At 45.7% G+C, this 16,913-nt stretch carries 17 protein-coding genes and 1 tRNA gene; 3 read left to right on the top strand and 15 right to left on the bottom strand.

Annotated features, from left to right (window positions below):
• Positions 1–50 precede the first annotated feature (50 nt).
• From spoIIE to V5G21_RS09705, 10 genes are all read right to left on the bottom strand, one after another.
• Positions 51–2,540: a stage II sporulation protein E gene (gene spoIIE, locus V5G21_RS09750; RefSeq protein ID WP_081427698.1), complete on the bottom strand. Its 2,490-nt coding sequence runs from the start codon at positions 2,538–2,540 to the stop codon at positions 51–53.
• Positions 2,541–2,900: 360 nt separating this feature from the next.
• Positions 2,901–4,223 carry a CitMHS family transporter gene (locus tag V5G21_RS09745; protein ID WP_011244964.1) on the bottom strand — a complete coding sequence of 441 codons (1,323 nt, stop codon included), beginning with the start codon at positions 4,221–4,223 and terminating at the stop codon, positions 2,901–2,903.
• A gap of 219 nt (positions 4,224–4,442) precedes the next feature.
• Positions 4,443–4,516 (bottom strand) — tRNA-Met (locus tag V5G21_RS09740).
• A gap of 194 nt (positions 4,517–4,710) precedes the next feature.
• Positions 4,711–5,139, bottom strand: coding sequence for a S1 domain-containing RNA-binding protein (locus V5G21_RS09735; RefSeq protein WP_011244963.1), 429 nt, complete (start codon positions 5,137–5,139; stop codon positions 4,711–4,713).
• A gap of 77 nt (positions 5,140–5,216) precedes the next feature.
• On the bottom strand, positions 5,217–5,594 hold the full coding sequence (locus tag V5G21_RS09730; protein ID WP_244153330.1) for an FtsB family cell division protein: 378 nt from the start codon (positions 5,592–5,594) through the stop codon (positions 5,217–5,219).
• Between the two features lie 11 nt (positions 5,595–5,605).
• The gene (gene yabQ / locus V5G21_RS09725; protein WP_011244961.1) at positions 5,606–6,169 is read right to left on the bottom strand and encodes a spore cortex biosynthesis protein YabQ; all 564 of its coding nucleotides are present in this window, start codon (positions 6,167–6,169) and stop codon (positions 5,606–5,608) included.
• On the bottom strand, positions 6,169–6,483 hold the full coding sequence (gene yabP / locus V5G21_RS09720) for a sporulation protein YabP (RefSeq protein ID WP_011244960.1): 315 nt from the start codon (positions 6,481–6,483) through the stop codon (positions 6,169–6,171). The genes yabQ and yabP overlap by 1 nt, the downstream gene beginning before the upstream one ends.
• A gap of 134 nt (positions 6,484–6,617) precedes the next feature.
• Complete coding sequence (locus tag V5G21_RS09715; protein WP_035202201.1) at positions 6,618–7,199, bottom strand: YqaA family protein; 582 nt, start codon at positions 7,197–7,199, stop codon at positions 6,618–6,620.
• A 99-nt stretch (positions 7,200–7,298) separates the two neighbouring features.
• Positions 7,299–8,330, bottom strand: coding sequence for an NAD(P)/FAD-dependent oxidoreductase (locus V5G21_RS09710; protein ID WP_041824247.1), 1,032 nt, complete (start codon positions 8,328–8,330; stop codon positions 7,299–7,301).
• Between the two features lie 114 nt (positions 8,331–8,444).
• Positions 8,445–8,942: a GNAT family N-acetyltransferase gene (locus tag V5G21_RS09705; RefSeq protein WP_011244957.1), complete on the bottom strand. Its 498-nt coding sequence runs from the start codon at positions 8,940–8,942 to the stop codon at positions 8,445–8,447.
• A 130-nt stretch (positions 8,943–9,072) separates the two neighbouring features.
• On the opposite strand from V5G21_RS09705, the gene V5G21_RS09700 reads away from it, so the two are divergent.
• Positions 9,073–10,038: a 2-hydroxyacid dehydrogenase gene (locus tag V5G21_RS09700; RefSeq protein ID WP_011244956.1), complete on the top strand. Its 966-nt coding sequence runs from the start codon at positions 9,073–9,075 to the stop codon at positions 10,036–10,038.
• Positions 10,039–10,178: 140 nt separating this feature from the next.
• Here V5G21_RS09700 and V5G21_RS09695 read toward each other — a convergent pair whose 3' ends face one another.
• Genes V5G21_RS09695 through V5G21_RS09680 form a run of 4 tightly spaced genes read right to left on the bottom strand, consistent with a single transcriptional unit; the run spans position 10,179 to position 14,190 of the window.
• The gene (locus V5G21_RS09695) at positions 10,179–10,841 is read right to left on the bottom strand and encodes an HAD family hydrolase (RefSeq protein ID WP_011244955.1); all 663 of its coding nucleotides are present in this window, start codon (positions 10,839–10,841) and stop codon (positions 10,179–10,181) included.
• Positions 10,841–11,095 carry an RNA-binding S4 domain-containing protein gene (locus V5G21_RS09690; RefSeq protein WP_035202177.1) on the bottom strand — a complete coding sequence of 85 codons (255 nt, stop codon included), beginning with the start codon at positions 11,093–11,095 and terminating at the stop codon, positions 10,841–10,843. Before V5G21_RS09690 ends, V5G21_RS09695 begins: the two co-directional genes overlap by 1 nt.
• 13 nt (positions 11,096–11,108) lie before the next feature.
• Positions 11,109–12,575 carry a nucleoside triphosphate pyrophosphohydrolase gene (gene mazG, locus V5G21_RS09685; RefSeq protein WP_011244953.1) on the bottom strand — a complete coding sequence of 489 codons (1,467 nt, stop codon included), beginning with the start codon at positions 12,573–12,575 and terminating at the stop codon, positions 11,109–11,111.
• A 13-nt stretch (positions 12,576–12,588) separates the two neighbouring features.
• Entirely contained in the window at positions 12,589–14,190 is a 1,602-nt protein-coding gene (locus V5G21_RS09680; RefSeq protein ID WP_169024181.1) for a polysaccharide biosynthesis protein, read from the bottom strand.
• Between the two features lie 289 nt (positions 14,191–14,479).
• Here V5G21_RS09680 and V5G21_RS09675 point away from each other — a divergent pair, with 289 nt between their 5' ends.
• On the top strand, positions 14,480–15,088 hold the full coding sequence (locus V5G21_RS09675) for a YIP1 family protein (protein WP_142237601.1): 609 nt from the start codon (positions 14,480–14,482) through the stop codon (positions 15,086–15,088).
• 33 nt (positions 15,089–15,121) lie between these two features.
• Complete coding sequence (locus V5G21_RS09670) at positions 15,122–16,186, top strand: undecaprenyldiphospho-muramoylpentapeptide beta-N-acetylglucosaminyltransferase (protein ID WP_011244950.1); 1,065 nt, start codon at positions 15,122–15,124, stop codon at positions 16,184–16,186.
• A 30-nt stretch (positions 16,187–16,216) separates the two neighbouring features.
• Here the strand turns inward: V5G21_RS09670 and V5G21_RS09665 are convergent, their stop codons facing one another.
• Positions 16,217–16,855 carry a YIP1 family protein gene (locus tag V5G21_RS09665; RefSeq protein ID WP_063609323.1) on the bottom strand — a complete coding sequence of 213 codons (639 nt, stop codon included), beginning with the start codon at positions 16,853–16,855 and terminating at the stop codon, positions 16,217–16,219.
• Positions 16,856–16,913: the final 58 nt, after the last annotated feature.

Raw genomic sequence — 16,913 nt, 5'->3', positions numbered from 1 at the left:
CATCTGATTTCGTGTTACCATCATGGTCATATTGGAGGGAAAATATACGTTTACGTGCCTGTTGCCTGTTTATAGAACGGCGCGGATTTTTTGTTTTTAGTCGTCTTCGGATGGATCGGGATTGAAGACCATTTCGGCGTATTGTGTTTCAACTGAGTAACGACGATCGTCATATCGTCTTCAATGACAATTCCTTTTTCCGACCGAATGACTTTTTCTAATAGCACATCGGCCACTTCTTGTGGGTCATCGGTTTCAATTTCCTTAATCATACGTTTCATCCACTGCTCCTTGTTCTCAACTTGCCTTTTCGCATCAAACACCCCATCGCTGCACATAATCAGCAAGTCACCTGGCTTAAGCTGCTCGCTAACAACGTCTACTTCAAATTCGTGGAAAATGCCCATTGGCAAATTGCCTGCTTCAATTTTTATGACGTGGTCTTTCCGCTTAATAAAGCTTGGCGTTGATCCAATTTTCAGGAACTTTGCTCCTGCATCTTGCATATCGATCATCGCCAAATCGAGTGTGGAGAACATTTCTTCCGTGTTGCGCAATGACAAGATGGAATTGACTGATTTGATTGCCACTGTTTCTTCAATTCCTGATTGCAGCACTTTTTGCAGCAACTTCAACGTCTCACTGCTTTCCAAATGGGCTTTTTCACCGTTGCCCATGCCGTCGCTTATCGCAACCGCGAACTTTTCGCTATTTAATTTGATCATGGCATAATTGTCTCCAGACAGCCATTCGCCGCCTTTGGCGACTTTGGCAATGCCTGTTTCAACAGCAAAAGGCTTTGCTGACCCAAATGAAATATGGCTATATCCATTTGAATAAAAGCCTGGTTCTTCCCGCATTAACACAATCGTTTCCTTAACTAAATCAGAAAGCATTGGCGCGATAATTTTTTCCGCCTCGCCATTTTCATGGCTGCATAACACACTCATTTCAATTTCAATGCTGCCACTCTCCATGCTGTAAATGTCTATATGCCCAACCTCAAGGCCAGCGTTCCTCAAAGCATCGACCATGTCTTCTTCTTGGATGACATGAGGTTGCTTTTCTTTTTGGATTTCTTTGGCGAAATCCCCCATTACCCGGGAAACGCCAAGCAATTGGTCGGCGACTAGCCGTTGGCTCTCTAACACTTGCCTCTTCAATTCCTTGTTTGCCCGATAATGGTTCACTTCCGCATTAAGGGCAGCCATGACTTGGTCAGGCTTACGGCAATGGCTGCGCCATTGCCTTTGTAATTTTGGATCGACAACCGTTCCATGCACCTCACTTTCCTGGACCATTTGCTTCATAGAATCATAAGTAGCATTAAAATTTTGCACCCAGCACTTTTCTTTCAACATGCACGTTTGGCATGTTTTTTCTGTCACGCGGCTCAGGAGGACATCGACCTCATGGTCATGCTCTTCTTCCTCATTTTTAGAAGGTGTATGAAAGCTGTTCGATAGCGTTTGGAATAAAGACGAAAACCGTTCAACCTTTCCAGCTGTCGCGTCACGGACTTTCCGTAAATATTGCTGCTGTTCCTGGGAATGCTCAACTGTCCCAGGAATATAGCGTGCTACCTTCGTCAGCCAGCTCTTCGGCGTCAGCAAAAAAAGCGTGATCGCAATGGCAGATTCTGACACACTTGCCCCAAGCCCGCCCCCTTGACCATACATGCCAATTAAGAGCGTTCCTACAAGTAAGCCAAGTGACACGCCGATCCGTTTCCCTTCCTTTAACAACCCTCCTAACAAGCCTGCAAAGGCAAGCAGGCTCATCTGATAAAGACTTGCTAAACTCGCCAAGCTTAAAATCAAGCCTGTCACCACTCCGACGGTCGAGCCTATTGCAGCCCCGCCAACAAAAGCAAACACTAAAACGAGATAACTGGCAAAGCTATGCTGAAGCACAGCCTCATTTATCGTCCAACCGACTGTTCCTGTCATTACAGAGGCAAGCAAGATAATTAAACAAATAATTTCTTCATTCCGGAGTGCTTGTCCACCTCTTTTTCCTGTCACAAGCGGTATGCTTTGGATAAAGATCATTGTCAGGATAAAGCTTAGCGCCGCTTCGACTGTAGCCATCATCATCGCATATTGGCTTAATCCACCTTCTGTTAGAAATACGAGTGACAGCCTTGTAGCGATGCTAGCTGAAAACACGAGATAAGGGAGCGATTTAGCAGGGTGTTTCATGAACATTTTCATACATTTGTACAGGATAAGAAAGAACCCGATCCCTGCAATCGCAAAAATAAACTGACCATGAAAACTAAACACGGCACCTGCTAATAACGAAGCTGCAGCAATGAGTGATTGAGAGCGCCTTAACAAAAACACAGCCGCCAAGAATGGCAAGATAAATGGCGTCAACTCTGATAAAATCATAGCCCTTCCTAGCAGAAAACCAAGAATGGCAATGAATATGCCCCAATCATAAAGCACCGTTTTGGCTCCGCTTTTAAGGGCTTGTCCACTGCTTGCACATTTGGTCCATATGCCGTTTAGCTTTTCGGCTACTTTCGCTGTACCCATTTCTTCTGACGTCTTTATCACTTTACTGATCATTCTCGCCACCACCCTATTAATATCGTACGTCCACTATAGCAAGCAAATCTGGAGCAATTTGTCAGAATTAAGGACCAATATCAAAAATTATTTCGACGTACTTCGGGCGAATCAGTGTGGATGATTCACAAAAATCGAATAATAGGGGTTTGGTGTTAGCGTATCTTTGGATAGATGCTCAATGGTTGGCTAGAAATGACGGACGAATTTAGGCATGGGGAACAATCTTTTTTCTCAGTCTGTTGCTTTTGTCGCCAACATCAAAAGCCGCACCTGACGATGCGGCTTCAAATGGTAGACAAACGCATTTTTTTCTGAGTGAAGCTTTTATGCAAATGTAATAATGCCGAGGATGTAAGCGATCACAAGCATGACGATGCTAAATCCCCACATGATAAAAAAGGAATAGCGGATATGTTTGCCCATTTCAAGGCCTGCGAGTTGCAATGCCAGCCATACAGCCGGAGCAAGAGGGCTAACAAATGTACCAATGATGTTTCCGATCACGAGCGCATATGCGGCTGAAGTAGAAGAAACTCCGACTTCGGTTACAATCTGTTCAACGAGTGGCAACAATGCAAAATAATAGGCATCTGTGCTTAAAATTAAGTCAAATGGGACGCCAAAAAAGCCGATAATGACATGAATATAAGGGACAACAGCGTGTGGAAGCACGCCGACTATATCGACTGCTAGTGCCTGGAGCATTCCCGACTCGTTTAAAATTCCTAAAAAACAGCCTGCGGCAATGATGATCGTTGCCATCATTAACGCATTTGGTGCGTGCTTTTTAATGGCTTCCATTTGGTCGTCTACGTTCCGTAAATTAAACGGCAGCGCCAGTGCCACGCCAAGCATAAATACGAGCGGGGCCGGCAAGACGTCGACCGCCAATACAATAATGACAGCAGCCATTAGGAGCGCATTGACGGTCATTTGCAGAGCGCCTGCTTTCTTTTGGCTTTCTGTTTCTTTCGAGTCATTTGCCGAGTATGCTGTAGCTGCTGCTTCATTCCATACGGAGCGATTGGCAATTCTTTTCTTTTCTCTAATAGCAAGCAACACCGCTAGACCGATCAGCAACGCGATGCCAATAAGCTGCAAAGGAATAAGCGGCAACCAAAGTTCTCCGGCGCTCATATTAAGTACGGTACCAACACGCGCTACCGGTCCTGCCCACGGCACCATATTCATGATGCTTGCCCCTAGACCGACTAAAAGCAAGAGCAAATACGGGCTCATTTGCAAACGCTTGTAAGTAGGCAACAGCGCCGGGATGGTCAGCAAGAACGTTGTCGCGCCTGAGCCATCGAGATGAGCGACGCAGGCAACGATCACTGTTGCTGCTGCTACGCCAATGACATTTCCTTTTGAGAGGGCAAGCACTTTATTGATAACGGGATCAAACAAGCCTGCATCTTGCATAATGCCAAAAAAGAGTATTGCAAAAATAAACATGACAGCGACAGAAATCACATCATTGACACCTACACTGAAGAAACTACCAATGTCATTTAAATCGAAGCCTGCAACGGCCGCGGCTATAATGGGAATAAGCGTAAAAGCAACGATTGGCGACACTTTTTTGCTGATAAGCAATGCGACGACTGCCACAATCGCAATCAGTCCAATAAAACTAAGACTAAACATACTGGTCTCCTTCCAAGCCTAATACTGAGATTTCTCTTATCTTAACGAAACAGGCGCCTCTTGTAACCGCTTCCAATTTAATGGGCATTCTATTCATTTTTTTTATTTTGTCCATTTTGTTTATGAGACACAAAAAAACCCTCTTTTCCTTAACAGAAAAGAGGGTTTCATCCAGTAGAAAACGCTCAATGTCTTTCTACTCGTCTGACAAATGATAGATAGCGGCGGAGGGGATCGAACCCCCGACCTCACGGGTATGAACCGTACGCTCTAGCCAGCTGAGCTACACCGCCTCGCTTTTCACGACATTAGTTAATATACTTGTTTTTTGGGTGAAAGTCAACATTAAAATCTAGAGCAAACCGAATTTCCTTCTCCCATTTCTATCAGTCTGTGTAATGTTGGCGACAACATGAGAGGAGCAGGATTGCCCTGCTCCTCTCTCACTCCTATTTACAAACAGATATACGTTACACAAGCAACATCGCTATCCGCGTTTTGCACCCCGACCGCCGCGTTTAGACTCTGTTTGCCTTTTAATCGTCGACAAACGTTCTTCGCTATCTTTTAGGAAACGGCTCATTTTGTCTTCAAAAGACGGAGCAGGGCGCGACTTTCCGCCTCCCCGATTGTTACCGGAGCGCGGATGAGGGCGCGGAGGGCGGCTTTCTCCTTCGGGACGGTCAACCGCTTTACGGATCGAAAGACCAATTTTGCCGTCTTTTTCTACATTGACGACTTTGACTGTCACTTCATCGCCAACCTTTAGAAGTTCATTTATATCTTTTACATAATGATCCGCAACCTCACTAATGTGAACCAGACCCGTTGATCCGCCTGGCAATTCCACAAATGCACCGAAATGTGTAATGCCAGTCACCTTGCCTTGCAGCTTGCTGCCTGCTTCAATGGACATGAAAACGTACATCCTCCTTAAATTTTGGGTGAACTAAACGTACTCCAATATATTATACCCGACCTGAAATTTTGGTGTCAATCGCTTGACTGCTGCTTGGAGACGTTAATTCTTGTTTCCCCTGGAAGAGTGAGGTAATAGTCACGTCTAGCAATCTCTTTAATGAATTCATCGTCTTGAAAATTGGCAATGTCGCGCAAGAGCTGTTCTTCCTCATTCTTTAGCTGTTCCAATTGTTCAGCAGCAGCTTGTTGTTCTTGCCGTTTATCATTAATATCAGCTCGTTGCGAAAATAGCGTTACACTGCAACAAATAGCGAGCACACTAAAGACGATGCCCATAAATCCAAGCCGGCGATAGAGTCCTTTTCGCCTTTTCGCTTGTCGGATTAGTTCTTGCTGCCTTTGCTCCATATAGTCTGTGTCAAGTTCTTTAATCGTTGCCCGGTGTTTCACTGCCAAGTCGCTCACCTCTCGTCTTTTTTCCTAAAACGCTCCAATCGTTCCTGCCATTTACGCAAGATAGGCTGTCCTTTTTTTAACAGGCCAACAACGCCTAGTTTTTTCATTAGCCAATATAGGGGTTTAAGCAGGACATAAAGAATGATGCTCCACACAGAGATTACTATAATCATAACCAAGCGACGCACAGACATCAACAACCATTTTATCGGCATGACAATGAGGGCTTTTAACAAACCCCAAACGAACCGTAATACAGCCTGAACAATTGTAATGACTAAATTGACGAACCAATTATACACGCCTTTAAACAATGCTTGGTAGGCAGCATAGCCACAGAGTAGCGCCAAAAATACGTAAATTCGGATATCTCCCTGGTTTGTCTTAAATAAAATATAAAAGACAAGCAGCGCTTGGACAATCCAAAAGGCAATGTCAAGCAAGGCGATGTGAATGCGGAAAGTACGTTGCCTTGGCAGAAAACGGCCGTACGTATCAACAGCCGCGCCAAGACAGATGCCCATTGCGGCCATAGCGACCATTGTATAGAACTGAACAGTTAAAGCCATTATTTAAACAGTTTTCCAAAGAGCCCTTTGGATTTTCCTTGCTGGTTTTGATCGACATAAATCAGGTCGTGGATTTTTCCCTCAATCGAAACATTCCCTTGCTCAACATTTAAGTTTTTCATATGAAGGTTTTCGCCTCGGACCGACAAATAGCCTTGTACCGTTTCTAGCAAAAATTCTTCGCTATCGAAACTGTCTACTTGTTTGACGCCTGTTATATCTAATTGCTTGCGCCCGCGCAACGTAACGTCGTGGTCGTTGGTTTTCCTTTCACGTCCCATTGGCGTGCCAAACTCGTAAGTAGAACCGTCCATTTTCTGCACCCTCCTAGAAAGCATGTCTTTATTGCAATGTATGCATGGGGCTTTGCCCCTAGAACAAGCTTCTAGCACAAAACATCCTCTCATAGAGACGGCTGGTCCTATCGCTTAAAGGGTGTTGCTTCCACTTATGAAAGTTCTTTGCCCTTTTGCGGTTCTGTTTTTGGGCGCTCTTGAATGCGACGCTTTACGTTGATGCCAATGGCAAGAAGAATAGCGACTCCTAACATCCCGTAAGTTAAGTATGAATGAACCATGTTCTCGGCTGCACGCCCATATACATAAAAGAGGATGCCAACTGCATAAAATTTAACAGCCCTCCCAAGTGCGGCGTAAACCATCAGTTTCCATAGCGAAAAGTGGAGCGCCCCTGATAAAATCGTAAATACTTTAAAAGGGATCGGCGTAAATGCGCCAATTAATATAGCAGCCTCACCGTTCTTCTTAAACAGATTCTCGGCCTTTGTTAAAGCGCTTGGTTTTAACCACTTTTGCAAGACAGAGTTTCCAAGCAAACGGCCGAGCATATATCCTACTGGCGTGCCAAGAAGACAAGCGATATACCCCACTGTTGCAAACCAAATGGCTTGGTTTGGGTGGAGCAAGCTTAAAGACACTTGTAGAAAAAACGCAGGCACTGGAAAAATCACAGCATCTGCAAAGGCGTGCACGAACAATCCCCAGTAACCAAAATCTTCCAAAAACCCCATTATTCCGTCCAATCGATTGGCGCCCCTCTCTGAAACAAGAGCTTCTTTTATTCTCTATATTTATGAGCGCTGGCGCTGTCTAAGTACAGCCTTGCCAACTTAGTTCATTAGCTGTGCTTGTTTCTCCTGCTTTAGCTGCTCATTTTTTTTCTTAAATTTTTCATTATGGGAAGATACATATGCTTGCTTATCCGCTTTCGGGTCCAAAAACTGCTTAACGCCATTTACTGCTGTTGCCCCTTCAACAAACGCCCCCGATATGAGCTGAAGTTTCCCTTCATGCCTTGTCACATCTCCGGCTGCAAAAATGCCAGGCTGACTTGTCTCCATACAGGCCGATACGCGGAGAAAGCCGTCTTCTTCCAATGCAAGGCCTGCTTCGATTAAAAAGCAGCCATCTAGTTTCATCCCATGGTTTACAATGACAGCATCGACTTCGATTTGTCGTTGTTCGCCTGTATCACAATGAGCAAGGGTAACCGCTTCAATCGCAGAGCCTACGCCATGCAGTTCTTTTATTTGGTAGGGCGTGTGTATTTTTGTTACAGATTTCATTTGCTCTACATTTTTCTCATGGCCGCCAAATTCATCGCGCCGATGGCACACAACCACTTCTTTTGAAATGTTGGCAAGTTCATTCGCCCAGTCGACAGCTGCATTGCCCCCTCCAGAAATTAAAACGCGCTTGTTTGCAAATATGTCCATTTGCGTGACCGTGTAATGGAGATTGGAAACTTCATACCGGTCGGCACCCTCAATTTCAAGCTTTTGCATAACAGGGATGCCATGCCCAGAGGCAAGCATGACCGCCCGTGTATAATGGGCCTTACCTTGCTCATTAAAAAGGGTGTACGTGTTGTCAGGCTCCCGCACCATCCGTACAATGTGTTCATTTAAACATATCGTTGGGTTAAAGGTCGTTGCCTGTTCCACAAGCTGGTTAATTAATGTTCTGCCTGTTGTAGGCGGCATTCCCCCAACATCCCAAATAATTTTTTCTGGGTAAAACAAAATTTTGCCGCCTAGCTCTTTATTGTATTCGACGAGCTTTACTTTTAAATCGCGCATCCCTGCATAAAACGTGCTATATAAACCGGCTGGCCCGCCACCGATAATCGTTAGGTCAAACATCTCTTTTTCCTGCACGGTTATTCCTCCGTCCACTCTATAGGATAATGAAAATCATTCTCACTTTTCTTTTAGTTTAGAGGAGGAATGGACCATTTTCAAGCGCCAAAATGAGGTTTACAACAATTTCCCCATATAAATCTCATTAAGCCACTTGTGGCCATGTCGGATTGCCCGGCGGCGGACGCCTTCTTGCTCATACCCACATTTTTGGTACACGTGCAGCGCCCGTGCATTCTCTTCAATCACCGTTAGCTCGAGTCGGTGAAGCTGAACGCTCTGTGCAAAATGGTCCGCTTTCTCTAGCAGCTTCCTGCCAAGTCCTTGGTTGCAATAATCCTCTAAAATCCCGATTGTAATATAGCCCACATGGCGAATGCGCTGCAATCGGGAACCAAACACACTCAGATAGCCAATCAGCTTCTTGTCGTGTTCCGCTACAAAAATGGTGGATGACGGAGACTGCTGGATATCGGCAATCGCCTTCCGCTGTTCTCGCACCGTTGTCGTTCTTTCCCCAGGCTCATAGAGCATATAACTCGCTTCTTTGTCTAATTGCAACTGCAATTGCAAAAACGGCTTTGCATCGCTAATTGTTATTTCTCGAAGTTGCACAACTACTCGCCCCCATATCCTAATTAACTTTCTCAGATCATTCTACATTGATTTATTCCCTCCTGCATTAAGGAGGGAGGTGACAAATCAAGCATAGATTGCTATCGTTACACTTAGAGGAGGGGTACATATGAGCAAACCAACTGTTTTTTTAGCACGTTCGTTGCCTGACGCTGCGCTTAACCATATCTCACAATTCTGCCATTTGCGGATATGGGACGAGAGCAAACCGCTAACTAGAGAAGCATTGGCCCACGAATTAGCTGATGTGGACGGCGCGATGCTGACAGGAATTGGTGCAGATACCGAGCTCGTCAAACATGCTAGCAAGCTAAAAGTGATTAGCACCGCCACCGTTGGCTACGATGGTTTTGATGTTGCAGGCTTAGCGGAGCAAAACATTTATGTCACAAACACGCCGTATGTTCTTGACGAAACGGTTGCAGACTTGCTGTTCGGCCTCATTCTATCAGGGGCGCGCCGCATCGCTCCACTGCACGAACAAGTCAAGGCAGGCAACTGGACAAAACAGACGACGGCACAGTCTCTATATGGTCAAGATGTCTACAACCAAACACTCGGTATTGTCGGCATGGGGCGCATTGGCGAAAAAATCGTCCATCGCGCCAAGGAAGGTTTTGGGATGAAGATCCTTTACCATAACCGCTCAAGCAGGCCAGAAGTCGAAAAGAAGTATGGCGCCAAAAAAGTAGAATTACACGAGCTGCTTGAACAAGCCGACGTCGTTGTCATCATGGTACCACTGACTGAGGCAACAAAGCATTTAATCGGAAAAGAAGAGCTAAGCAAAATGAAAGAAACGGCCATTCTCGTCAATGGGGCCCGTGGTGCCGTTATCGACGAAGCTGCCCTAATTGAAGCATTAAAGCAAAAAACGATTTTTGGTGCTGCTCTTGATGTGTTTGAAGTCGAACCATTGCCACCAGGACATCCATTGCTAGAGTTGGATAATGTTACATTGACACCTCATATTGGCTCAGCCACAGCTGCTACCCGTGAAGCGATGGCGCTGCGCGCTGCAGAAAACCTTGTGGCTGGAGCACTCGGGCAAAAGCCCCGCGATGCGCTTTCCTAAACAGCGTCGAACATTCTAGCCGTAAACAATTTTTTTGTTTACGGCTTCAAATTGTGGACAAACGCTCGCATACGTCAGTCGCTGAACCCGATTCTATTCGCAGCTTCCCTCACCTGCACTCCTTATCAGGCTGAATGCAGTTATTGATTTTTCTCGATCACGATTTCCGCCGCTTGCGGTTGGATTTGCCCTATATCGTTTACTTGGTCGTGTGCTGCACTCAAGTCTTGGCTACCTGAATTTGGGTTAACAAAGCCAATGACGCGCATTCCTGCGGCCAATGCAGCCTGCACGCCATGTGCAGCGTCTTCTAATACCGTGCAAGCGTCCGGTTGAACGCCAAGTTTTTCGGCTGTTTCCCTATAAACGTCAGGTGCAGGCTTCCCGTTAGCGACTTCCTCTCCGCTCATGACAACATCAAAATAGTCGCTGATGCCAAAACTGTTAAGCACTGCTTCAATGAATGGCCGTGGCGACGAAGACGCTAAACCAATGCGGTACCCGTTATTTTTTAAAGCTGCAAGCAGTTCTTTAATGCCAGAGATCGGTTCGACTTTCCCGCTGACAACATAGGCTTGCTTTCGCTCATTGGCTTCATTCAGCACGGCAGATACTTCAAACGTGGCCCCGTGTGTTTTCTTGATTTGCTGCCACATATCCCTCGCGCGGGTGCCTACATAGGATTCTAATTCTTTTTCCGCCAGCTCGACGCCGTATTTCTTACACACATCTTGCTCTACTTGGAAATGGAGCGGCTCGCTGTCAATGATGACGCCGTCCATATCAAAAATAAAACCGCGCATTATACAGACTCCTCTTTAACAATCGTATACATTTCAGCAGCTTCTTCTTTTCGTGTGGTATCACGTACGTCGTTTATTTTTACCGTGACGATTTTTTGTCCAAACCGAATCGCCAGTTCATCTCCTGCTTTTACTGTTGTCCCCGCTTTTGCTACTTGGCCATTGACCGTGACTCTGCCTTGGTCACTAACTTCTTTCGCTAACGTCCTCCTTTTAATTAGGCGCGACACTTTTAAAAATTTATCCAACCGCATCCAATCACTCCTCTTATTCGTTAAATTTGCCTTTCGCTTCATTCCACCAGCGATCCAGTTCGCTCATCTCTATGTCGGCTATCGCCTGCCCTTTTTCCTGCGCTTTTTGTTCAACATACAAAAACCGCTTTTTAAATGTAGTCAACGAACGGTGGAGCGCGATTTCTGGGGATAGATCATAAAATCTAGCCAAGCTTACCGCTGCAAGCAGAATATCCCCATATTCTTTTTCCATTTTGCTTTTGCTTGACTTGGCAGCTTCCACTTTAAATTCTTCTATTTCCTCAAACAATTTTTCCCACACTTCTTCGACGTTCGCCCATTCAAAACCGGTCTTGGCTGCACGCTCTTGCAAGGCGGCTGCATCTACAAGCATGGAATTGGTTGCAGCTAGCCCGTCTAATGCAGACTTGGGCTTGGGCTGTTCTGCTTGTTCTTGCGCTTTTATTTGCTGCCATGTCTGTAACACTTCGCCAGCAGTTTCCGCCTTTGCCCCGCCAAACACATGGGGGTGGCGGCGAATCATTTTTTCCGTAAGTGTCCCAATCACATCATCCACGTTAAAATAGCCTTGTTCTTCGCCAATTTGCGCATGCAGGAGCACTTGCAGCAAGACGTCGCCCAACTCTTCTGCCAAATGGCTGTCGTCTTCTTCATCAATCGCCTCAAACACTTCAAATGCTTCCTCAAGCAAGTACCGTTTTAATGTATGGTGTGTCTGCTTCTGGTCCCAAGGACAGCCTTCCGGCCCCCGCAACGTGGCAATGACGCCTCGCAAATAGGAGAAGTCGCGATGCAATAATCGATCCTCTCTTACAGGCGGCACATATACAGCGGTTAAATTGTTTGCTTTTACATAATGGTCCAATTCAAACAAAGGCACTCGCAAAATCGACTGCTTTGGCGTGCCAGCTGCGGTCACAATCGATACTTCATAATCGTCTGGCAACTTTTCCATTAACGTCAGTTTTACTTCTGACGCGATCAGTGCATCGTATACTTGCACGATGATGAGGTGATGACGAATTTGCAACTCTTCCGCTCGTAGTGCCGTGCCGTCAACAATTTGGCAGCCTTCAATGGGGTCGATTGCCAAAGCTGTGTACATGTTGTCCAAAAACGAGGCACCGCCAAGGACATCGATCGTTACACCTGTTCCTTGCGCTTGCTTTTGCAAAAGTTGAATCGTCCGCTCCGCCACAAATGGATGTCCAGGCACGGCATAAAGGACGTCGTCTTGTTTTGCCTCTTCCAGCAAGCGCGTTGTAATCTCTTTATAAACATCTTCAAATTCGCTATGTTGTTCATAAACAGAATCAAATGACGTAAACGCCAGCCCCTCTTCCGCTAATTCCACTAGGACGGGATGGTTGTCTGTACGTACATAAATGCGATTCGCCTTTTTTAAGGCACGGTAAATGCCAAGCGGCAGTTGCGCAAGATTGCCTGCTCCTAGTCCAACAACTGATATGGTTCCCATAGTCACCTTGCCTTTACTTTAAAATATTCATTGCTTTTCGCCGCCAATTTGCCAGCTTTGGAACGCTTGCCCACTCACGCAATGTCAAAACAGAACTGGCAAGCAAACAACAAGCAACGGTGGCCACCCCGACAAGCGATGTGGATAAGGCAATCATTGTATCGCCTACTCGTTCCTCACTTGTGAAAAGAAACGCCTCTAACAACCACTTCCATCCATAAGCGACTAGGAACAGCAAGAAAAGCGTCACGCCAGTGCTTATATAGGAACGTTTTTGCACAAACAGAACACCATCTTGGCGCCTAATCGCGTACAGAGCGAGAGCCGCCATCGCCAAAAAGGCAAATAAACTTGCATACGCCCCACCCATTGCTGATGCCATCACTGGGATAAACAAGAGGTTACCCGCCAGCTTTACTGCAAGACCAACAGCCACGGCATAAAGGGGAATATGAATTTTGCCATAGCCTTGCAAAATCGCTGCAGCCGTCAAATAGAGCGAAGCAGGGAAAATCGAGACAGCAACAACTTGCAAGATGTCTGTTCCTGCACGGTCTGTAAACAGCATATGGTTAACCGGTCCCATCAGTACAACCAAGCCAATCGCGGCCCCTCCCCCTAGCAAAAGCGTCATCCGAACTGCTGCATCGCGGTACATCTGCGCATGTTGCTCCTTTCCTCTTGCCAGCGCTTTAGCCAACAGGGGAACAAGGGCGAGAGCAAGGGAAGTGGCGAGCACCGTGCCAAGCTGTATGAGCTGCTGGCCTCGGTCATACACACCCTTTGCCAAATAAGCTTGTTCTTCTTGTAAGCCTGCTTCTTGGAGCAAACGAACGATAGTAAAAACGTCAATCATTTGAAACAGCAATAAGACTAAAGCGTTGATACAAACGTAAACGCTTTGCGATAAAATCGATGTACTTTGCCTAAGCGCTGAGCCTATAGAGGCGAAGGAAAGCGCCCATTTTTTCCATTTAATCTGCCTTGTAGCAACTATAACAACGATACAACCAGCTAAGCTCCCTAAAAGCGAGCCATACACAGCGCCTGTGCCGATCATATAAGGCCCACTATTAGCAGCTGCCAAAGCATATGTCACAACAATAATCGCCGCTACCCGTATAAGCTGTTCGCCTATATGGGAAAAAGCTGTCGGTTTCATATCGCCGTATCCTTGTCCAACTCCCCTACCTACGCTCAATATAGGCAAAAACAAAAAGCCAATGCTTACGAGGCGGAGAAGGGGGGCAAGGCGTTCATCTCCCATAAATTGGGCAACTAACGGCGCTGCTGCTGCACATCCAATACTAGCAACGACAGCGAATACGGTCATTCCCACAAACGCTTGTCTGGCCAATTCATTTGCTTGTTTTTCTAGCCCTTGCGCCTTCTTCTCAGCAACTTGCCGGGAAATCACAACTGGAAAGCCATAAAGGGCTAGAATGGCAATTGTCCCGTAAAAAGGGTAGATTTGCTGGTATACGTAAAAACCAAAGTCACCAGCAATGTTTTGAAATGGGATCCGGTAGACAGCCGATAGTACCTTAGCCATCAGTGCTGCAAACGCAATAAACACTGCGCCTTTAACTGCTCCCGTCCTGCCTGAATCACCCAACCATTGTTTGCTACTCATAACATAAACAAAGCGAAAATGAGCCTATTGCTCCATTGTTTACGGTGTTATTAAAAGCAGCATTCCTCTCCTTTTTGACACTAACACGGTGTTCTCTGCAACGGGCTTCGATCCCCTATGTAGGATGGTCGGCCCCAACCGTCCAACCGGTATTTTTGCGTCTTTCTCTATGTATGATACTAATAATTATTTTCTTTTTCCAGTGCGCTTCAATCCGACTAGAGAAACGTGGTATGATAGAGGGTAGAATTTGATAAGCGAAGGTGATGTTTTGAAAGCGCGAAACCTATGGTTTTCGGTCTGGCTCCACCCGCGTAGGCAGATGCAGGATGTCCTTCAGTATGGCTTACATAAAAAAGCCGCCCTATTGATCTCATTATTGTTTGGCTTGCTTACGACATTGTCCTATTCTCACATCCAAGCCTTTATTTTGCTAGGCGAGTTGTCAGCCGCCTCCATATTGGTTATTTTAGTGATTGGTTCTTTGATGGGTCCTTTGCTATACTACGTGTTTGGCCTTCTTCTGGGAAAGGTCGGCAGTTGGTATGGTGGCAATGGCAATGTGGAAGCAACAAGAAAAGCACTGGTTTATGGCTTTTTTATGCCAGGAATCCTGCTAGGACTTGTCAGCATACTCCTTTTTGGTATAGCCTATGTGCAGGCTTATTTTTTACACAGCAACGTCGTATATATCATTTACCAAATCGGCGTGTTTGTCCATAACGTGGCTTCGATTTGGTTAATCGGCATTTTTCTCGTTGCTTTTGCAGAAGCGCAAAAAATTAAACTGTGGCGGTCGATGCTGATTTTGATCGCTTTTCTTGGCTGTATGGCGATTCTTTTTATCGTCATTGACCAAATCACACGGCTTTTTATATAGGAATTGAAATCCGTTTGAACAGAAGGGACTTTTATGAAAAAAATTATTTTTACTGGGGGAGGGTCGGCTGGCCATGTCACCCCGAATCTTGCTATTATCAACGAGCTTAATGACAAAGACTGGTCAATTGCTTATATCGGCTCTTATGAAGGAATTGAACGGCAACTAGTTGAAAAGGCCGGAATTCGCTACTTTGGCATCTCAAGTGGCAAGCTACGCCGCTATATGGATTGGAAAAATGTGACCGATATTGCTCGAATTGCAAATGGTTTTCGCCAAGCCCGGAAAATTTTAAAAGCGGAAAAGCCTGATGTTGTATTTTCCAAGGGAGGCTTTGTGACGGTACCAGTTGTGGCGGCAGCTTATACGCTCCGAATCCCCGTCCATTTGCATGAAAGCGACTTGACGCCCGGGCTTGCAAACCGCCTCGCTAAACGATTTGCTAACACATTTTATACGTCATTCGCTGAAACAGCCGCCCATTTTCCAAAAGAAGCAACCACAACGGTCGGCTCTCCAATTCGCCGCGAGCTTCTCGAAGGCTCCCGCATTCAAGGGCTGACCATCACTGATTTTAGCCGAGAGCGGCCGACATTGCTCGTTATGGGAGGGAGCTTAGGGGCAAAGCGGATCAACGAAGCGATTCGTGAATCCCTCGATACGCTTACAAACACGTATCAAATCATTCATATTTGCGGAAAAGGCCACCTCGATCCAGCGTTGGAAGGGCGCCGCAACTATAAACAATATGAATATGTTCATGACGAACTGCCTCACTTTCTTCAAGCGGCTGACCTTGTTGTCACACGCGGCGGTTCGAATGCCATTTTTGAGTTTTTGGCTTTGCACATCCCCATGCTTATCATCCCTCTTTCACGAGCACAAAGCCGTGGCGACCAAATCTTGAACGCCCAAACTTTTGTCAAAAATGGTTACGCCCGCATGTTAGAGGAAGAAAACTTGACAAAGGAAACATTGCAACAGGAAGTCCAAGAGCTTTATAATGGAAGGCAAACATACATTGAGGCAATGAATGCGAGCCAAGCAACAAACGCTGTTGCCTACATTACAGAGAAGCTTGAGCAAGAGGTCCAATAAAAAACGCCCATGGGCGTTTTTTTATTGGACTTATAGAGCACCAACTATTGCGAGTAAAAAGCTAACAACAACCGCAATCACGACGAGCATTGCTCCTAAAATGAGGACAACCAAAACCGATTTCCATGCGGAAAATTGATGGGCTTCGCCAATTCCATGCATCAAAAGCACGAATGTCCAAATACCCGCAGTCAGACTGATAAGGCCGAGGATGTTTTGTGCCCACAGTTGTAGTGGCGAAAGCGCGATCTCTATCCCTAACAGAATGCTTTCTAGGTCGAACCAATAATAGGTTTCGCCAATAACAAGAATAAAAGGAATGCTAATAAGGCCATGAATAATCAATGGGATCATGCTTGTATGTACAGTAGCGACGCGAAGGTCAAGCGCTGTCCCTTTTCCCCCAAGCCAACTGCCGACCCACTTGTATAGCCAAGAGAGGACATACAGGCTAATCGGAGCTACCACAATGCTAGTAAGTAAAGCAAACACAATAACGTAAGCAAATGTTGGAACAACTCCGCTTGAAAAATTCGTAAAAGTGCTCAGTACAGCAGACACATAAGCAATCAGCAAATAATTCCATGTCTGCTTCTTTTCTCTCGCTGTTTTTAATTCATCATCGACAACTTGACGGGGACGAATCCATACTTTAAACCAATTTTGCATGTTTTTTGATATACCTCCTTTTTTTACTTGAACTCTTATCGTATCATAGTCTCTTTTC

It is taken from the genome of Shouchella rhizosphaerae (assembly GCF_036700015.1).
Classification (GTDB): Bacteria; Bacillota; Bacilli; order Bacillales; family Bacillaceae_D; genus Shouchella; species Shouchella rhizosphaerae.
The sequence above is the reverse complement of the archived record's forward strand: the minus strand, read 5'-3'. Positions and strand labels throughout refer to the sequence as shown.